The sequence below is a fragment of the Nitratireductor sp. ATLC21 genome (assembly GCF_057196525.1).
Window position 1 is genome coordinate 299936 of record NZ_JBXUOU010000002.1, and the last position, 16928, is coordinate 316863.

The window sequence follows — 16928 nt, forward strand, 5'->3', positions numbered from 1 at the left end:
ACTTGATTACTCGGCTTCGTCGGCCGGGCCGGCATTGAGCTGGCCGTATTTTTCCACGCCGATTGTCTCAAGGAGTTCAAGCTGCGTTTCGAGGTAGTCGATATGACCTTCCTCGTCTGCGAGCAGCTCTTCGAACAGTTTCATGGAAACATAGTCGCCCGCATCGTGGCAGTCGTCGCGCGCTTCCTTGTAGAGTTTGCGGGCGTCATGCTCACCGGCGAGATCAGCCTCAAGCACTTCCTTGATGTTCTGGCCGATGCGCAGCGGGCCAACAACCTGAAGGTTGGGATGGCCCTCAAGGAAGATGATACGCTCGACCAGCTTGTCGGCGTGGTGCATTTCCTCGATGGATTCTTCGCGCTCCTTCTTGGCGAGCTTGGTAAAGCCCCAATCTTCCAGAAGGCGATAATGCAGCCAATATTGGTTGACTGCCCCCAGTTCGTGGGTGAGCGCCTCGTTAAGCCGCTCGATGACCTTTTTGTCGCCTTTCATTGAACTTCCTTCCAAAACGCTCGCGCAACGCGCGTACCTGATCGAGATAGGTCACGGTAGCAGCATTCTGGGCAGCATCAAGGCGTGCATGATAGGCTTCGGTGACGCGGATGATTGTTTCCACGACATTCGGAAAGCACCCACAGCATCGGCCGCGCTTGGACATGGTGTGGTAGACCTTTGCCGGCACAACAAGCTGCCAGGGGTCTTCATCCAGCATGGAGACGATCGTCTCCTCGACCTCCTTTTGGGTGATCATGTTGCACTGGCAGACGAGCATGGCGACGTCGGAAACTCCGTGGCTTTGCAAGGTCGAGCCCCGATGCAGAGCCAAAACCTTGTGCCGGAGTTTGTCGGAAAAGGCGCCCAGCGAACAAAAACGTGTCCCGTCAGAACAGACGGCACACAGCTCAATGGGCAACGACAGACGTCCTGCGATCGAAAGGGGTAAAGGCCCAGACATCATGGACGCATCGCGCGGATGCGGAACTATAGAAACCGCAGGTCTTCGATCCTGTCAATAAAAACCTGACGATTATATTCAGGGAATGTTGCGACCAGATGGCGCGGGCTCAATTCTCGTGTTTTTCCAAAAACGCTTCTGCATCGAGCGCACGGAAATCCTCCAGAGCTTCCCTGAGCTTGCCATGGCTCCAATCCCACCAGGCAAGCGCCTGATACCGTTCTGCCGTCCGCCGGTCGAAGCGCTCGCGGATCGGGCGGGCGGGGACGCCGCCGACAATCGTGTAGGGGGCGACATCCTTCGAGACCACGGCACCTGCACCGACCACCGCCCCGTCGCCCACGGTCACACCGGGCAGGATCGTGGAGCCATGACCGAGCCAGGTGTCATGGCCGACCCTGACCATGTTGTCGCGTCGCCAGTCGAAGAACGCGCCGTCATGTTCGGCATCCGGCCAATAGTCGGCGGAGCGATAGGTGAAGTGATGCAGCGTGGGGCGCCAGGTGGGGTGGTTCGTGGCGTTGATGCGCACGGTGGCCGCGATGTTGGAGAACTTGCCGATCTCAGCACACCAGGCGCTGCAATCCTGCATCACATAGGAATAGTCGCCAAGCACCGTTTCATGAAGGCGCGTGCGCTCGGCCACTTCCGTGTAGCGGCCAAGCGTCGAACCATTCACTTCTGCGGTCGGGTGAACACAGGGCTCCATCGAGAGCTTCCTCATGCCGCTTTCCTGTTCGGCGCAAATTCGGTGACGTCGATGATCCGGTCGGCAACCACATCGCGCACATCCTGATCGTGGAAGATGCCGAGCAGCGCCACGCCCGCCTTCTTCTTCTCGTCGATCATGGCAATCACGATTTCGCGGTTGGCCTTGTCGAGAGAGGCGGTTGGCTCGTCGAGAAGCAGGACCGGATGATCGGTGATGAAGCCGCGTGCAATGTTCACGCGCTGCTGTTCGCCGCCGGAGAAGGTGGCTGGTGGCAGGCCCCAAAGGCGCTCCGGCAGGTTGAGGCGGGCAAGCAGCTTCTCGGCCCTGCCGCGCGCGGTTTCCAGAACTTCACCACGCGCAATCAGCGGCTCGGCCACCACGTCGCGGGCGGAAACGCGCGGCACGGCGCGCAGGAACTGGCTGACATAGCCGATCGTGTCGCGGCGGATGGCGATGACGGTGCGCGGATCGGCGGTGGCGAGGTTCACCAGATTGCCATCATGGGTGACGATCACCTGGCCGTTGTCGATGGCGTAGCTGCCATAGATCATCTTGAGGATGGAGCTCTTGCCAGCGCCCGAGGGGCCGCCAAGCACGGCGCATTCGCCGGCGGAGAGCGAGAAGGAGGCATCGGCCACCACGGGCAGGCGAATGCCGCCCTGGAGATGCATGGTGAAGCTCTTGCAGACTTCGGAGACGACGAGGGGTGTTGCCATGGTCACACCTGCAAAATGGAGGAAACGAGAAGCTGGGTGTAGGGCGCCTGCGGATCATCGAGCACCCGGTCGGTCAGGCCGCTTTCGACCACATGACCGTCCTTCATGACGATCATGCGGTGGGAGAGAAGGCGGGCGACCGCAAGGTCGTGGGTGACGACAATGGCGGAGAGGCCCAGTTCGTGAACGAGGCCGCGCAGGAGATCGAGCAGGCGGGCCTGCACCGACACGTCAAGACCGCCGGTCGGCTCATCCATGAAGACGAGGCGCGGGCCGGTGACGAGGTTGCGGGCGATCTGCAGGCGCTGGCGCATGCCGCCGGAAAAGGCGCGGGGCTGGTCATCGATGCGGTCGCTGGAGATCTCAACGCGGCCGAGCCAGTCGGTGGCGGTGGCGCGGATGTCGCCATAGTGGCGCTGGCCCACGGCCATCAGCCGCTCGCCGACATTCGCGCCGGCGGAGACCGTCATGCGCAGCCCGTCCGCAGGATTCTGGTGAACGAAACCCCAGTCGGTGCGCATCAGGAAGCGGCGTTCGGCTTCGCTCATGCGGTAGAGATCGTGGAAGGCCCCGTCGCGCATGCGGTAGGACACGGTGCCGGAGGTCGGCAGGAGGCGTGTCGAGAGGCAGTTCAGGAGGGTGGTCTTGCCCGAGCCGGACTCGCCCACCACAGCCAGAACCTCGCCCGGCCACAGGTCGAAGGAGATGTCGTTGCAGCCGATGCGGTTGCCGTAGAATTTCGAGATGGAGCGAACGCGAAGCAGCGGTTCGTCGGTCATTGGATTTCTCCGCGAATTTTCAGAAGTTTGCGCAGCCCCTCATCCGCCTGCCGGCACCTTCTCCCCGCGAGCGGGGAGAAGGAGGATGGCTGCGATCCAGGCGCCAACATCAAGGCCCGCCTCTCCCCGCTGGCGGGGAGAGGGTGAGGGGCGTTGCGCGGCGCTGTCATCGATGCGCTGTCGGTTCTCATGCCGCAGCCTCTTCGCCGCACAGATGTCCGCGATGGCCCTCGGCGCGGCGCGCCTCGCAATTGTCGGTGTCGGAGCAGACGAACATGCGACCGCCGCGGTCATCCAGAACCACTTCGTCGAGATAGACATTCGTGCCGCCACACAGTGCGCAGGGCTCATCGAAGGCCTGGATCTCAAATGGATGATCCTCGAAGTCGAGACTTTCGACCCGCGTGTAGGGCGGAACGGCGTAGATGCGCTTCTCGCGCCCTGCGCCGAAAAGCTGGAGCGCCTTCGACATGTGCATTTTCGGATTGTCGAATTTCGGCGTCGGCGAGGGGTCCATCACGTAACGCCCCTCGACCTTGACCGGGTAGGCGAAGGTGGTGGCGATGTGGCCGTGCTGGGCGATGTCCTCGTAGAGCTTCACATGCATGAGGCCGTATTCCTCAAGCGCGTGCATCTTGCGCGTTTCGGTCTCGCGCGGTTCGAGAAAGCGCAGCGGCTCGGGAATCGGCACCTGGTAGACGAGCACCTGCCCTGATTTCAAAGGTTCTTCTGGAATGCGATGGCGCGTCTGGATGATGGTTGCATCGCTCGTGTGCGTGGTCACGGCAACATTGGCGACCTTCTGAAAGAAGGCGCGGATGGAGACGGCATTGGTGGTGTCGTCCGCACCCTGGTCGATGACCTTGAGCACATCGTCCATGCCGATGATCGATGCTGTCACCTGCACGCCGCCGGTGCCCCAGCCATAGGGCATTGGCATTTCGCGGCTGGCGAAGGGAACCTGATAGCCGGGAATGGCGATGGCCTTGAGGATCGCGCGGCGGATCATGCGCTTCGTCTGCTCGTCCAGATAGGCGAAATTGTACTGGGCGATGTTGTCGGTGTGGGCGTTCATTCGGCGGCCTCCCGGCGCTCGGTGTCTGCGGCTGCGCCCTCGCGGCGCTCCTCGTATTCGCGGCGCATCTGGCGGACCAGACCGAGCTCGGCCTGGAAGTCGACATAGTGCGGCAGCTTCAGGTGCTCGACGAAGCCGGTCGCCTGCACGTTGTCACAGTGCGAAATGACGAACTCCTCGTCCTGCGCCGGTGCGGTGATGTCTTCGTCCAGTTCGCCCGCGCGTAGCGCCCGGTCGCACAGCGACATGGCCATGGCCTTGCGCTCCGACTGGCCGAACACCAGCCCGTAGCCTCGGGTGAACTGCGGCGGCACCTTCTTCGACCCCTTGAACTGGTTGACCATCTGGCACTCGGTGACGCGGATGCGGCCAAGCGTGAGCGGGAAGTCGAGTTCCGGCACATCGATCTCCACCTCCACCTCGCCGATGCGGATCTCGCCGGCGAAGGGGTGGTTGCGGCCATAGCCGCGCTGGGTGGAATAACCGAGCGCCAGAAGGAAACCCTCATCGCCGCGTGAAAGCGCCTGGAGGCGCTGGTCGCGCTCCATGGGGAATTCCGGCGGCTCGCGGGTGATGTCGCCGGGTTCGCGGTCTTCCGGCAGGGAGCCGTCTTCCTCGATCAGGCCTTCATTGGCGAGAATGTCGGACACGCGCGGCATGGCTTCTTCGGCTTCGCTGCGCGCCTCGGGTGTTGCCGGTTCGGCGTCTTCGGCCAGTTCCGGGTCAAGCAGGCGATGCGTGTAATCGAAGGTGGGGCCGAGAAGCTGCCCGCCGGGCAGATCCTTGTAGGTGGCGGAGACGCGCCGCTCCACCAGCATGGCTGCCGTATCGACGGGGCGCGTATAGCCGAAGCGCGGCAGGGTCGTGCGATAGGCGCGCAGAAGGAAGATCGCTTCGATCATGTCGCCGCGCGCCTGTTTGACCGCGAGTGCTGCAAGGCCCGTGTCGTAAAGCGAGCCTTCGGACATGACACGGTCGACGGCGAGCGAAAGTTGGCTGGCGATCTGTTCGAGCGTGATCGAGGGAAGATTGCGGTCACCGCGCCGGCGGTCGGCCAGAAGCCGGTGCGCGTTCTGGATGGCGGCTTCGCCGCCCTTGACGGCTACATACATGGCTCAGGCCTCCTGGCTGGTGATGCGGGTGGAGCGGGGCAGGGCTGCAAGGCCCTCACGGCTGACCAGTATCAGGTCGACGCCACGGGGAAACCGGGCATGGTTTTGTGCCCATTGGCGGATGAAATGGCGCGGCAGGGGATGGGGTGCGAGCCGCGCCTCGCTCTCGATGCCGGGCCCGGCGAGAACCAGGCCCTCACCGCCCGAAAGGTCGCTCACCTGAAGAACGAGCGTGGCGGAGCGGTCGGGATATTCCTGCGAGCCCTGAGCAAAATTCTCGAGCCCGATCAGGTGTTCCGGATCGGCGGAAAAGACGAAATGCGCATCCGCCGGCGTGTTCGCAAGCGGCGCGCCGGTGTGGAATGCGAGCCATGCATGAACGGCGTCCTCTGCGGCAAGCGATGAATCGAGCCAGACCGGCGTGTCCTGGTCGCAAAGCGCCAGGGCGACAGCGGCTGCCTCCGGCGTCAGCGGGGCGGGTGGATTGGCGAGCGCCATTCCCCGGTGGATCGTGCCCGGCTCTGCCATGGCCTGCATGATCGCGCGAAAAACGGTCTGTGCGTCAAACACCGGCTTCTGGAAGCCGCCTTCGATGGCGATGGAATCAAGCATCAGTCCTCTCCCCGAACCATGGTGAAGAAGTCGACCTTGGTGGCAGCCGTTTCAGCGCGTCGCTGGGCGTCGGCCTCGGTCTGGCGCGCACGCAAGGGTGCGAGAATCTTTTCTTCGATCTGCTCGTGAAAATCCGGCTTTTGCCTCAGAGCATCGATAAGTGCGGCGACCCGCACCTTCATTTTCTCCCGGCCGAGTGCATAGGCGTGCCCAACCTCTCCTGTGGGCAGCTTGACGGTGGCGCGTGTGACGGTGGCTTCGCCGAAATTGAACGGCGCCCCGCCCCCTCCCATGCGCCCGCGCACAGTCACGAGCCCGGTTTCCGGGCCGCGAAGCGTCTTGGCGTCCTCGGGAAGCCCGGCTTCTTTCCAAAGCGCAAGCAGCTCAGATCCGCCGGCCATTGCCAATATTGCCATGGCTTCGCGGCGTTGCTCGGTAAGGGCTTGTCGTTCCTGTCGTGAGACCATGATGGATCCAATCTTGTCATCACTAAATTTGTCTATTGTTCTAGACAATCAAACATATTATGACTCCTGCCTATCGAGTGTCCATGACGTGTTGATGACAATGCGGGCGAAGCAGGTAGAAAAGCGGTGCAGATGGCCGAAGCGATAATCGAACGACGCAGCGGTGTCGCACTCTGGCGGCAGATTGCCGACCGTATGCGGCGCGAGATCAGCCAAGGGACGCTTGGCAGCGAGGGGCGTATGCCCCCCGAGATGGCTTTGGCCGAACGCTTTGGTGTCAATCGGCACACGGTGCGCACCGCCATTGCAGCTCTGGTGCAGGAGGGCGTTCTAAGAGCCGAGCAGGGGCGAGGCACCTTCGTGGAGGGGCGAAAGCGGCTTGCCTATCCCATCCGCAATCGAACGCGCTTCTCCGAGGGATTGGCCGGCCAGTCGCGCGGGCTGGCGGCCGACCTGCTCGATCATGCGGTGGAAGCGGCACCGATTGATGTCGCGCGCGCTTTGAAGCTTGCTCCTGGCTCGCCCGTTATCCGGCTTGAAACACGCTCGCATGCTGACGGGCGGCCGGTCTCCCGGGCCAGAAGCTGGTTTGATGCGCACCGGTTTTCCGGCATGGCGGAGGCATTTGAGGGCACGCGCTCGATCACCGCGTCGTTCAGGAAACTGGGGCTTGCCGATTATCTTCGTCAGAGCACGACCGTGACGGCGCGGCACGCCGACACCGGTGACCTGAAGGACCTGAAGCTCTCGCCCGGTGCAATCGTCCTCGTCACCATCGCCATCAATGTCGATACCGAGGGCTCTCCCGTGCAGTATTCCGAGACCCGTTTCGCCGCCGACCGGATTGAATTGCACATCCCTGCAGCGGGGACAGAGGCTGGCGGCTGATACCTCGTTTCACCTGACGCTCACCGTGAAGTGACCGTAGCGCGAGATGGTTTGCGTTGATTTGCAAAGACCCCACGTGCTCTATCGTCAAGATTTCAATTCTGGGCGAGTCAGGGGATTTGCGTGAGGTCACTTGTTTTTTCGACGGCCATTCTGGCGCTCGGTGCCATTTCAGCAAGCGCTGGTCAGGGCGACCCCAGTCCTGACGACTGGGCTTCCGTTCTCGCAGATGCACGCGGCGAAACAGTCTATTTCAACGCCTGGGGAGGGTCGCAGAACATCAATGCCTATATCGAGTGGGCCGGTGCGGAACTGAAGGAACGCTACGGCGTCACGCTCAAACACGTGAAGCTTGAGGACACCGCAAGCGCGGTGGCCACCGTGGTGGCGGAAAAAGCCGCCGGGCGCGATGAGAGTGGGACGGTCGATCTCATCTGGATCAATGGCGAGAATTTCGCCGCCATGAAACGGCAGGGGCTGATCCTGTCTCCTGGCTGGGCGGAGAAGCTGCCCAACTGGGCCTTTGTCGATGTCGAAAACAAGCCGACCATCCGCACCGACTTCACCGTTCCTGTCGAGGGACTGGAAAGCCCGTGGGGCATGGCGAAGCTCGTCTTTTTCTATGATTCAGCCCGCGTCGAGGTGAGCGACCTGCCGCAGGACGCGGACAGTCTGTTGAAATGGGCAAAGGAAAATCCGGGACGTTTTTCCTACCCGCAGCCGCCGGACTTCGTTGGCACTTCGTTTTTGAAACAGGTGCTTGCCGAAACTGTCGAAAATCCCGAAATGCTCCAGAAGCCGGTCGATGAAGAAACATTCGACCAGGTGACCAGTTCTCTGTTCGACTATCTGGACGAGCTCAACCCTGTCATGTGGCGTTCAGGCCGTGCCTATCCACAGAATTACCCGGCGATGAAGCAGCTTCTCGCCGATTCCGAACTCGACATCATTTTCGCTTTCAACCCGGCTGAAGCTTCAAACGCCATCGCCAACGGCGAACTGCCGGACACGGTGCGCTCCTTTACCTTTCCCGGCGGTACGCTTTCCAACACGCATTTTCTGACCATTCCTTACAATGCGCCGGCCAAGGCAGGTGCGCTGGTCACAGCCAATTTCCTGTTGTCACCACATGCCCAGGCCCGCAAGCAGGACCCCGCTGTCTGGGGTGATCCGACGGTGCTGGCAATCCACAAGCTGCCACCGGAAGACCGTGCCCGCTTCGATGCCATCGATCTCGGTGTTGCGACATTGCGGCCTGAAGAACTTGGCCCGGCGCTGGATGAGCCACACCCAAGCTGGATGGAGCGCATCGAAACCGAGTGGAAGCGCCGCTATGGAGTTGGCAATTAGCCTGTTCGCTGCGCGGGTGCCACGGTCGCAGCTGAGGTCCTGGGGCCCATGCTGATGCACCTCGGTCCCATTCTCGCCATAGGGCTCCTGACGGTTCCGGTGGTGTTCGGCCTGGCCGGTACGTTGCTGCCGGCCTTCGGCTATCTGCCTGCCCTGGGCGGAACGTCGTTTGATCTCGAGCCGTTTCGAAGGTTGTTCGCAGAGCCTGCCATCCTCATGTCGGCGCTTATGAGCCTTGCGACCGGGCTCGTCACAGCCGCGTTTTCACTTGTGACCGTGATGCTTTTCACGGCCGCATGGGGCGGCACACGCATGTTTGCGCGCATACAGCATCTCTTGTCACCGCTCCTGTCCGTGCCGCACGCGGCCACCGCATTCGCGCTGGCTTTCCTCATCGCGCCGTCCGGCTTGATCGCGCGCGTTCTCTCGCCGGAGCTGACCGGTTGGGAGCGTCCACCCGACCTCCTGATCGTGCACGACCCGCTTGGTCTTTCCATGATGGCAGGACTGATCGTGAAAGAAATTCCGTTCCTGCTGCTCGTCACGTTGGCAGCACTGCCGCAGGTCAAGCCGAAGCGCATGCGGGCTTTGATCGCATCAATGGGATACGGACGCATCTCCGGCTTCGCCTTCGGCCTATGGCCCTCCATCTATCGGCAGATACGTCTCCCCGTCTTCGCCGTCATAGCATTCGCCACATCGGTGGTGGATGTCGCCGCCATTTTGGGCCCCACAACACCGGCGCCGCTCGCGGTGCGGCTCGTCACCTGGATGAACGACCCGGACCTCTCCATGCGTTTTCTGGCCTCGGCAGGCGCCATTCTGCAACTGGGCGTCACGGCGTTGGCAATCGCCATCTGGATCGGCGTGGAGAAACTTGGCGCGCTCCTGCGCGAGCGTCTTGCCTGTGCCGGGTGCCGGTTTCGACGCGATAGAGCTCTGCGGCTCGGCGCGCTGGCCGTGATGCTCGCTTCGGCGGGAGCGATCTTTTCCGGCATCGCGGCGCTCGCGCTTTGGTCTGTTGCTGGGCTATGGCAGTACCCGGACGTTCTGCCGGCGCGGTTCGAACTGCGCAACTGGATGCGCGTCTTGCCCAATCTCATGGAGCCGTTGGCGACCACGCTGTCGGTTGCGCTCGTTTCCACGATGATCGCCATGGTGATTGCCATACTTTGCTTCGCACGAGAGGACCAGATCGCAAGACCGCCGGGGCGGGGGGCACTCACCGTGCTCTATCTGCCGCTGCTCGTACCGCAGGTGGCCTTTCTGTTCGGGCTTCAACTGCTTTTCATTCTCGCAGGTATCGAGGCCACGTGGACCGCACTTGTCTTCGCGCATCTCGTCTTTGTTCTGCCCTATGCCTGGTTGAGTTTGAGAGACCCGTGGCGGGCCTTCGATCGCCGCTATGATCAGATCGCGGCGGGGCTCGGCAAGGGGCCGATGCGGCGGTTCTTTCAGATCCGCCTGCCGATGCTGGCGCGGCCATTGCTCGCGGTCGCCGCAATTGGGTTCTCCGTCTCTGTCGGGCTTTATCTGCCCACCGTTCTGGTGGGAGCGGGCCGACTGACAACCATAACCACCGAGGCGGTGGCGCTCGCTTCGGGCGGCAATCGTCGTGTGATCGGTGTCTATGCCTTCATGCAGATGGTGTTGCCGGCCGCAGGCTTTGCCGTTGCCACGATCGTGCCGGCGCTGATATTCCGCCGGTATCGCGACATGCATGTTTGAACGGAAATGGAATTGGCGGAACCAGGGCTCTTCATCGATGGGGTAACGATTACGCTGGAAGGTCGAGAGATCGTCTCGCTTACCAGGAAGGTCGCGCCCGGAAGCGTGTTGACCGTAATGGGGCCTTCGGGTGTGGGGAAGTCCACCCTGCTCGCCTATATTGGCGGGTTTCTCGATCCGGTTTTTTCGGCGCGCGGCAGGGTTTTTGTCAATGGAACCGAGGTAACGGGGCTCAAACCCGAGGACCGGCATATGGGCGTGCTATTTCAGGACCCGCTTTTGTTTCCGCATATGAGCGTCGGTGCCAATCTGATGTTCGCGCTGCCCGAAACGCTGCGCGGGCGAGAGGCGCGGGCTAAGCGTGTCGCTCAGGCGCTTGAGGGCGTGGGCCTTGCGGGGCTTGAGGCGCGAGACCCGGCAACGCTCTCCGGTGGTCAGAAGGCGCGTGTGGCGCTGGCACGCGTGCTCGCCTCCGCACCCCGCGCCCTGCTTCTGGACGAGCCCTTTTCCAAGCTCGATGCGGACCTGCGCGCGCAGACCCGTGAACTCGTCTTTTCCAAAGCACGCGAAAGCGGATTGCCGGTGCTTCTGGTGACGCATGACGCGGCGGATGCGGAGGCGGCTGGTGGCGACATCGTGCGGATCGGCGCCTGATGGAGAGACTTGAACTTCCCGACCTGCCGGTAACGGAAGTGCTGCCGGCGCTGAGCGCGGCGCTGGAGACGCAGGGCAAGGCGGTGCTGGTTGCACCGCCGGGAGCAGGTAAGACGACGCTTGCGCCATTGGCGCTTCTGGAGGCTGAATGGGCATCTGCTGGGCGCATCGTGCTTCTGGAGCCGCGCCGGCTTGCCGCGCGGGCGGCTGCCCGGCGCATGGCGGCGATCCTTGGCGAGGAGCCGGGCCAGACCGTCGGCTACGCCATGCGCATGGAGCGGAAGGTCTCCGCCAGAACGCGCATTCTCGTGGTGACCGAAGGCGTTCTCGCGCGCATGATCGTCGATGATCCGGAGCTTTCCGGCATCGCGGCGGTGCTGTTTGACGAGTTCCACGAGCGCTCGCTCGATGGTGATTTCGCGCTGGCACTGGCGCTTGATGCGCAAGCAGCACTGCGGCCGGACCTGCGGCTTCTGGTCATGTCTGCCACGCTCGATGGCGCGCGGGTGGCGGCGCTTCTCGGCGATGCGCCGGTGATCGAGAGCAAGGGACGCAGCTTTCCGGTTGAACTTCGCTACGCGGAACGGCCCGCTGGCGAGGCCATCGAGGACACCATGGCGCGGGCGGTGCGCACGGTTCTGGCGGAGGAGGAGGGCAGTGTGCTCGCCTTCCTTCCCGGTCAGCGTGAGATCGAGCGAACGGCGGAGCGCCTTGCCGGACGGTTGCCCGCCGATGTGGACATCACACCGCTTTATGGCGGTCTCGACGGGCGCGCCCAGGATGATGCCATCAGGCCCGCCGCCCAAGGTCGGCGTAAGGTGGTTCTGGCCACGGCCATTGCTGAAACCTCGGTGACCATTGACGGCGTGCGGGTGGTGATCGACAGCGGCCTTTCGCGCCTGCCGAAATTCGAGCCTTCAACGGGTCTGACGCGGCTTGAAACGGTGCGCGTGTCGCGCGCTTCCGCCGATCAGCGGGCGGGCCGCGCGGGGCGCACCGCGCCGGGCATCGCGCTTCGTCTCTGGCGCGCCGAACAGACAGCGGCATTGCCCGCCTTCACGCCGCCGGAAATTCTGGAGGCGGATCTGTCGGGCCTGTTGCTCGATTGCGCCGCCTTCGGCGTCAGCGACCCGGCGTCGCTTTCCTTTCTCGATGCCCCGCCGGCCCCCGCGCTTGCCGAAGCGCGCAGCCTTTTGCAGCGGCTCGGAGCATTGGACACGAGCGCTCGTCTCACACCGTCGGGCGAGGCCATGCGCCAACTCGCACTCCCGGTGCGGCTGGCGCATATGGTGGCGCGTGCGGCTGAAGATGGTCATGCGCTTGCCGCAGCGGAACTCGCAGTTCTACTCTCCGAGCGCGGGCTGGGTGGTCGTTCCACCGATCTGGATGAACGGTTGCAGCGCTTCCGCCGGGAAAAGGGCGCGAGAGCGGAACAGGCGCGCGGGTTGGCCGCGCGGCTCGCCAGGACCGCAGGTGGCGCGCGCTCCAGCAGTGCCGTCTCTGCGGGCCCCCTGCTCATCCATGCCTGGCCGGACCGCGTTGCCAGGGCACGCGGCGCGCATGGGCATTTCGTGATGGTCAATGGGCGCGGCGGCGTGGTGGCACCGGACGAGCGGCTTGCCGGTGCTGACTATCTCGTGGTGGCTGATCTCCAGGGGCGAGCCCAGAACGCGCGCATTGCCCAGGCCGCCGCCATCGGGGAAGACGAGATCATTGCCGCGCTTGGGGATCAGGTCGAGGAAATCATGGAGACGCGCTTCGACCGGGCCTCGGGATCATTGCGGCAGCGACGCGTCCGCCGTCTGGGTGCGCTGATTTTCGCCGAGCAGGCGCTGCCATTGCCATCAGGCCCCGAGGCCGACCGTGCCATGGTCGAGGCTGTCAGGGCGAACGGCCTTTCGCTTCTGCCTTGGGACAGGGAGGCAAACGCCCTGCGATCCAAGCTTGCGTGGCTCCACACCGCGAAAGGCGCCCCTTGGCCGGACATGTCGGATGAAGCCCTTCTTGAACGGCTTGACGATTGGCTTCTCCCTTTTCTCACGGGAGAAGCGTCGCTTTCAAAGCTGGCGTCTCACAGCTTGCGCGAGGGATTGACCGCGCTGGTGCCGCACGCGTTCCAAAGACGCATCAGCCAGATGGCGCCCAGCCATTACGATGCGCCTTCGGGCAGCCGCGTACCCATCCGATATGAGGCGGAAGGGCCGGTGCTGGCGATCCGCGTGCAGGAGCTTTTCGGCCTGAAAGAACATCCAACAGTCGCCGATGGCATCCCGCTGAAGCTCGAGCTTCTGTCGCCTGCCCATAGGCCGATCCAGACCACGCGCGACCTGCCTGGTTTCTGGGCTGGCTCGTGGTCGGATGTACGCGCCGACATGCGCGGGCGCTATCCGAAGCATGTTTGGCCGGAAGATCCGGCGAATGCAGCCGCGACACATCGCGCCAAACCGCGTAAAAAATAACGCTTGGAGTGCGGGCGGACTTCCCCCATAACCCCGCCATGCTTGAGGATATCAGGGCCCACGATCCGAGCCACGGCCTGCGGCTCAACACGTTGATCAAACTGCGCTGGCTGGCCATCATTGGCCAGAGTGCAGCAGTGATCGTCGTCGCCTTCGGGCTCGATTTTCCGCTGCCGGTCGGCCTTTGTTTCGCGCTGATCGCGGCTTCCGCATGGCTCAATGTGCATCTGGCCATTCGCTATTCGGTGGCACACAGGCTGGCGCCTCTGGCAGCGCTCGGCATTCTCACCTTCGATGCTTTCCAGCTTGCCGGTCTGCTGTACATGACGGGCGGCCTCACAAACCCGTTCTCGCTTCTTATGACAGTGCCTGTCGTGATCTCGGCGACATCGCTGCCGCTGCGATGGACCGCGCTTCTCGGCTCTCTGGTGGTGGCCCTGACCACAGCGCTCGCCGTCTTCCATCGGCCGCTTCCGTGGTTTCCTGGCACAGAACTGGTGATGCCTCTCGTCTATATCATCGGCGTCTGGATTGCCGTGGTGTCGAGCATCGCCTTCACCGGGGTCTATGCCTATCGGGTGGCGAAGGAAGCCCGGCTTCTGGCCAATGCGCTTGCCGCTACAGAACTGGTGCTGCAGCGCGAACAGCACATCTCTGCACTGGATGGTCTGGCGGCGGCCGCTGCCCACGAGCTCGGCACTCCGCTGGCCACCATCGCCCTTGTGGCGCGTGAGATGGAGCGTGCTCTCGGTAAGGACGAGCGCTTTAGCGAAGATGTTACCCTGCTGCGCACGCAGAGCGAACGATGCCGTGAGATTCTGCGCCAGCTGACCAGCCTGTCGTCGGAAGGCGAGGCCCATATGGCGCGCCAGCCCTTTACGTCGCTGATCGAGGAAACAGCCGCCCCACACCGTGATTTCGGCATCGAAATCCGCTTGGAGCCCGGCGCGACGGAAGGGCCGGAGCCGGTGGGACGACGCAACCCGGGCGTCATCTACGGGTTGGGCAATCTGGTGGAAAACGCGGTGGATTTCGCGCGGGAAAGCGTCACCATCCGCTGGCACTGGGACGCAGACACTGTCGGGCTTCTTGTGGTCGATGACGGCCACGGCTTCCCCGCTGAAATCCTGGATCGGATCGGTGAGCCCTATATGTCGAAGCGCTCGTCCGATGGCAGCAGTGGTGGCGGGTTGGGGCTGGGGCTTTTCATCGCCAAGACTCTCCTTGAGCGTTCCGGCGCCCAGATCCGCTTCGGCAATCTCGCCGAAAAGGGCAAGGGTGCATTTGCAGAAGTCATCTGGCCGCGCTCGATCTTCGTCGTGCCGGAGGACAATCTGGATTCAGGCGAAAAGAGTCCTAAATTGGAAAGCTGACAGATTTCGGTTAGAAACATTCCAGGAAAATTAATGTGCTGAACGTGCTGGATATGACAAGCAACACCGTGGAAGACCCGGAAGCGGCCCTGGGTGAAGACCGCTCCCTTCTCATCGTTGACGATGACAAACCGTTTTTGACGCGTTTGGCGCGGGCGATGGAGAGCCGTGGCTTCACGGTAGAAACGGCTGAAAGCGTGGAAGAAGCCATCGCGCGCGCCAAGGCGGCCCCGCCCGCTTTCGCCGTTGTCGACATGCGGCTTGCCGATGGCAATGGTCTGGACGTGGTCGCCACCATCCGGGAAAAGCGCAAGGATTCCCGTACGATCATCCTTACAGGCTATGGCAATATCGCGACTGCCGTCACTGCGGTAAAGCTCGGCGCGGTCGACTATCTGGCAAAGCCGGCTGATGCAGACGACATTTACGCGGCGCTCACCCGGCAAGCCGGTGAAAAGGTGGCGCCCCCGGAGAATCCCATGTCCGCCGACCGGGTGCGCTGGGAGCACATCCAGCGGGTCTACGAAATGTGCGATCGTAATGTTTCGGAAACGGCGCGCAGGTTGAACATGCACCGGCGCACCTTGCAGCGTATTCTTGCCAAGCGCGCGCCACGCTAGGGCTTCTCGGGCAGATACTGATGCCGGAACCGAGCTGAGCCCGGGATATTGCCTCCAGTAGGCAAGCATGGGTTTATGGACAAGTTCCAGAACCAGCGGTAAAACAAGAAACAGGTATTTTTTCCTGTTTCCAAGGTCCCGGAAGGATGGGTAGCGTGCTTTCGCACGACAAGGTTTGGGCAGCCATAGACGCACTGGCTGTGCGTCACTCGCTTTCCGCCTCCGGCCTGGCCCGGAAGGCAGGTCTGGATTCGACTGCCTTCAACAAATCCAAGCGGCTTTCGGCGGATGGCCGCCCGCGCTGGCCTTCGACAGAATCCCTGTCGAAGATCATGGAGGCGACCGGCACCACGATCTGGGAATTCGTCGCGCTGTTACAGCACGAGGGCAAACCATCCGAGCCCTATGAACAGCCTTCGTCCAGCGTTCCCCTGATTGGCTTTGCACAGGCCGGAGCAGGCGGGTTTTTCGACGATGCGGGTTTTCCGTTGGGAGAAGGTTGGGAGCATGTCGATTTGCCTGGGCCGGCACATGAGGGAGCCTACGCGCTCCAGGTGCAGGGCGAATCCATGATGCCGTTGTATCGCGACGGCGATACGCTGATCGTGGACCCGACCGCGCGCCTGCGCCGTGGCGATCGCGTGGTGGTCAAGACTGCCGATGGCGAGGTGATGGCAAAGGTTCTTTTGCGTCAGACGAACCGGCAGGTGGAACTGCTTTCGCTCAATCCGGATCATCCCAATCGCGTTCTGGAAAAATCGCAGATGGAATGGATGGCACGCATCATCTGGGCAAGTCAGTGATGCGCGCGCCGGTGCGTCGCCGCATTCGGCTTATGGTCGCCGCCGTGATGCTTGCGTCCCTGGGGCTTGGTTCCGCAGCAGCTCAGGACTCGCGGCAGCCGCGTATCATCGCGCCCGAACTCGTGGCCCCACCCCCAATCGATGCTACCGGATTGAAGCGTGCGGAGCCGCGCACACCCTTGAGTGAGCTGGGAGCGCCCGCACCTGAACCAAAGCCTCAGGACACGCTTTACTATCGGCCGATCGCAATCGCCGCGGGAATGTTTGAATCCGAGGGACACACCATCACCGTTGCCGGCATCCGCGTCATCGCTCCCGATCAAGTCTGTGATGCAACGGATGGCGGTGCTTGGCCCTGTGGCAAGCGTGCCCGTACGGCGTTTCGGTACTGGTTGCGCGGGCGCGCAGTGGAGTGCCACATTGGGGAGAATGCAGAAGAGGCCGCCGCTGGGGAAGAAAGCGAGAGGCCGATGCGCTGTTCGCTTGCAGGCTATGATGTCGGAACGTGGCTGGTGGAAAACGGCTGGGCGCTGTCCCAGGCGGAAGGCCCATACGCAGAAGAGGAAAAGGCGGCCCGCGATGCCGGCAAGGGCATCTTCAGCGGCGGGCCGTCTGGTTCCTGATC

Annotated in this window: 18 protein-coding genes; 9 read left to right on the forward strand and 9 right to left on the reverse strand. The window is 62.8% G+C overall.

Annotated elements, in window-relative coordinates:
• Window positions 1-6: 6 nt before the first annotated feature.
• The 9 genes from bfr to phnG form a co-directional block, all read right to left on the reverse strand.
• A complete protein-coding gene (gene bfr / locus AC2CHD_RS09110; RefSeq protein WP_223019485.1) occupies window positions 7-492 on the reverse strand; it encodes a bacterioferritin in 486 nt (161 codons plus the stop codon).
• On the reverse strand, window positions 458-772 hold the full coding sequence (locus AC2CHD_RS09115) for a (2Fe-2S)-binding protein (protein WP_484554218.1): 315 nt from the start codon (window positions 770-772) through the stop codon (window positions 458-460). The genes bfr and AC2CHD_RS09115 overlap by 35 nt, the downstream gene beginning before the upstream one ends.
• Before the next feature lie 292 nt (window positions 773-1064).
• Window positions 1065-1679 carry a DapH/DapD/GlmU-related protein gene (locus AC2CHD_RS09120; protein ID WP_484553427.1) on the reverse strand — a complete coding sequence of 205 codons (615 nt, stop codon included), beginning with the start codon at window positions 1677-1679 and terminating at the stop codon, window positions 1065-1067.
• The gene (gene phnL, locus AC2CHD_RS09125; protein ID WP_484553428.1) at window positions 1676-2383 is read right to left on the reverse strand and encodes a phosphonate C-P lyase system protein PhnL; all 708 of its coding nucleotides are present in this window, start codon (window positions 2381-2383) and stop codon (window positions 1676-1678) included. Before phnL ends, AC2CHD_RS09120 begins: the two co-directional genes overlap by 4 nt.
• A 2-nt stretch (window positions 2384-2385) precedes the next feature.
• Window positions 2386-3162: a phosphonate C-P lyase system protein PhnK gene (gene phnK / locus AC2CHD_RS09130; RefSeq protein ID WP_349366311.1), complete on the reverse strand. Its 777-nt coding sequence runs from the start codon at window positions 3160-3162 to the stop codon at window positions 2386-2388.
• A 187-nt stretch (window positions 3163-3349) separates the two neighbouring features.
• Window positions 3350-4237, reverse strand: a complete 888-nt coding sequence (locus tag AC2CHD_RS09135) for an alpha-D-ribose 1-methylphosphonate 5-phosphate C-P-lyase PhnJ (RefSeq protein WP_484553429.1) — start codon at window positions 4235-4237, stop codon at window positions 3350-3352.
• On the reverse strand, window positions 4234-5349 hold the full coding sequence (locus AC2CHD_RS09140; RefSeq protein WP_484553430.1) for a carbon-phosphorus lyase complex subunit: 1116 nt from the start codon (window positions 5347-5349) through the stop codon (window positions 4234-4236). Before AC2CHD_RS09140 ends, AC2CHD_RS09135 begins: the two co-directional genes overlap by 4 nt.
• Window positions 5350-5352: 3 nt before the next feature.
• Window positions 5353-5964, reverse strand: a complete 612-nt coding sequence (phnH, locus tag AC2CHD_RS09145) for a phosphonate C-P lyase system protein PhnH (RefSeq protein WP_484554219.1) — start codon at window positions 5962-5964, stop codon at window positions 5353-5355.
• The gene (gene phnG, locus AC2CHD_RS09150; protein ID WP_484553431.1) at window positions 5961-6428 is read right to left on the reverse strand and encodes a phosphonate C-P lyase system protein PhnG; all 468 of its coding nucleotides are present in this window, start codon (window positions 6426-6428) and stop codon (window positions 5961-5963) included. The genes phnH and phnG overlap by 4 nt, the downstream gene beginning before the upstream one ends.
• Window positions 6429-6560: 132 nt before the next feature.
• On the opposite strand from phnG, the gene phnF reads away from it, so the two are divergent.
• From phnF to AC2CHD_RS09195, 9 genes are all read left to right on the forward strand, one after another.
• Window positions 6561-7316, forward strand: a complete 756-nt coding sequence (phnF, locus tag AC2CHD_RS09155; protein WP_484553432.1) for a phosphonate metabolism transcriptional regulator PhnF — start codon at window positions 6561-6563, stop codon at window positions 7314-7316.
• Between the two features lie 123 nt (window positions 7317-7439).
• Entirely contained in the window at window positions 7440-8666 is a 1227-nt protein-coding gene (locus AC2CHD_RS09160) for an ABC transporter substrate-binding protein (protein WP_484553433.1), read from the forward strand.
• A gap of 48 nt (window positions 8667-8714) precedes the next feature.
• The gene (locus tag AC2CHD_RS09165) at window positions 8715-10394 is read left to right on the forward strand and encodes an ABC transporter permease (protein ID WP_484553434.1); all 1680 of its coding nucleotides are present in this window, start codon (window positions 8715-8717) and stop codon (window positions 10392-10394) included.
• Between the two features lie 6 nt (window positions 10395-10400).
• Window positions 10401-11048 (forward strand): ATP-binding cassette domain-containing protein, encoded by a 648-nt coding sequence (locus tag AC2CHD_RS09170; RefSeq protein WP_484553435.1) that lies wholly within the window; start codon window positions 10401-10403, stop codon window positions 11046-11048.
• A complete protein-coding gene (gene hrpB, locus AC2CHD_RS09175; protein ID WP_484553436.1) occupies window positions 11048-13507 on the forward strand; it encodes an ATP-dependent helicase HrpB in 2460 nt (819 codons plus the stop codon). Before AC2CHD_RS09170 ends, hrpB begins: the two co-directional genes overlap by 1 nt.
• Before the next feature lie 38 nt (window positions 13508-13545).
• Entirely contained in the window at window positions 13546-14880 is a 1335-nt protein-coding gene (locus AC2CHD_RS09180; RefSeq protein WP_229450405.1) for an ActS/PrrB/RegB family redox-sensitive histidine kinase, read from the forward strand.
• Window positions 14881-14933: 53 nt separating this feature from the next.
• On the forward strand, window positions 14934-15500 hold the full coding sequence (locus AC2CHD_RS09185) for an ActR/PrrA/RegA family redox response regulator transcription factor (protein WP_229450641.1): 567 nt from the start codon (window positions 14934-14936) through the stop codon (window positions 15498-15500).
• A 155-nt stretch (window positions 15501-15655) separates the two neighbouring features.
• A complete protein-coding gene (locus AC2CHD_RS09190; RefSeq protein WP_229450406.1) occupies window positions 15656-16303 on the forward strand; it encodes a S24 family peptidase in 648 nt (215 codons plus the stop codon).
• Complete coding sequence (locus AC2CHD_RS09195) at window positions 16270-16926, forward strand: thermonuclease family protein (protein ID WP_484553437.1); 657 nt, start codon at window positions 16270-16272, stop codon at window positions 16924-16926. The genes AC2CHD_RS09190 and AC2CHD_RS09195 overlap by 34 nt, the downstream gene beginning before the upstream one ends.
• Window positions 16927-16928: the final 2 nt, after the last annotated feature.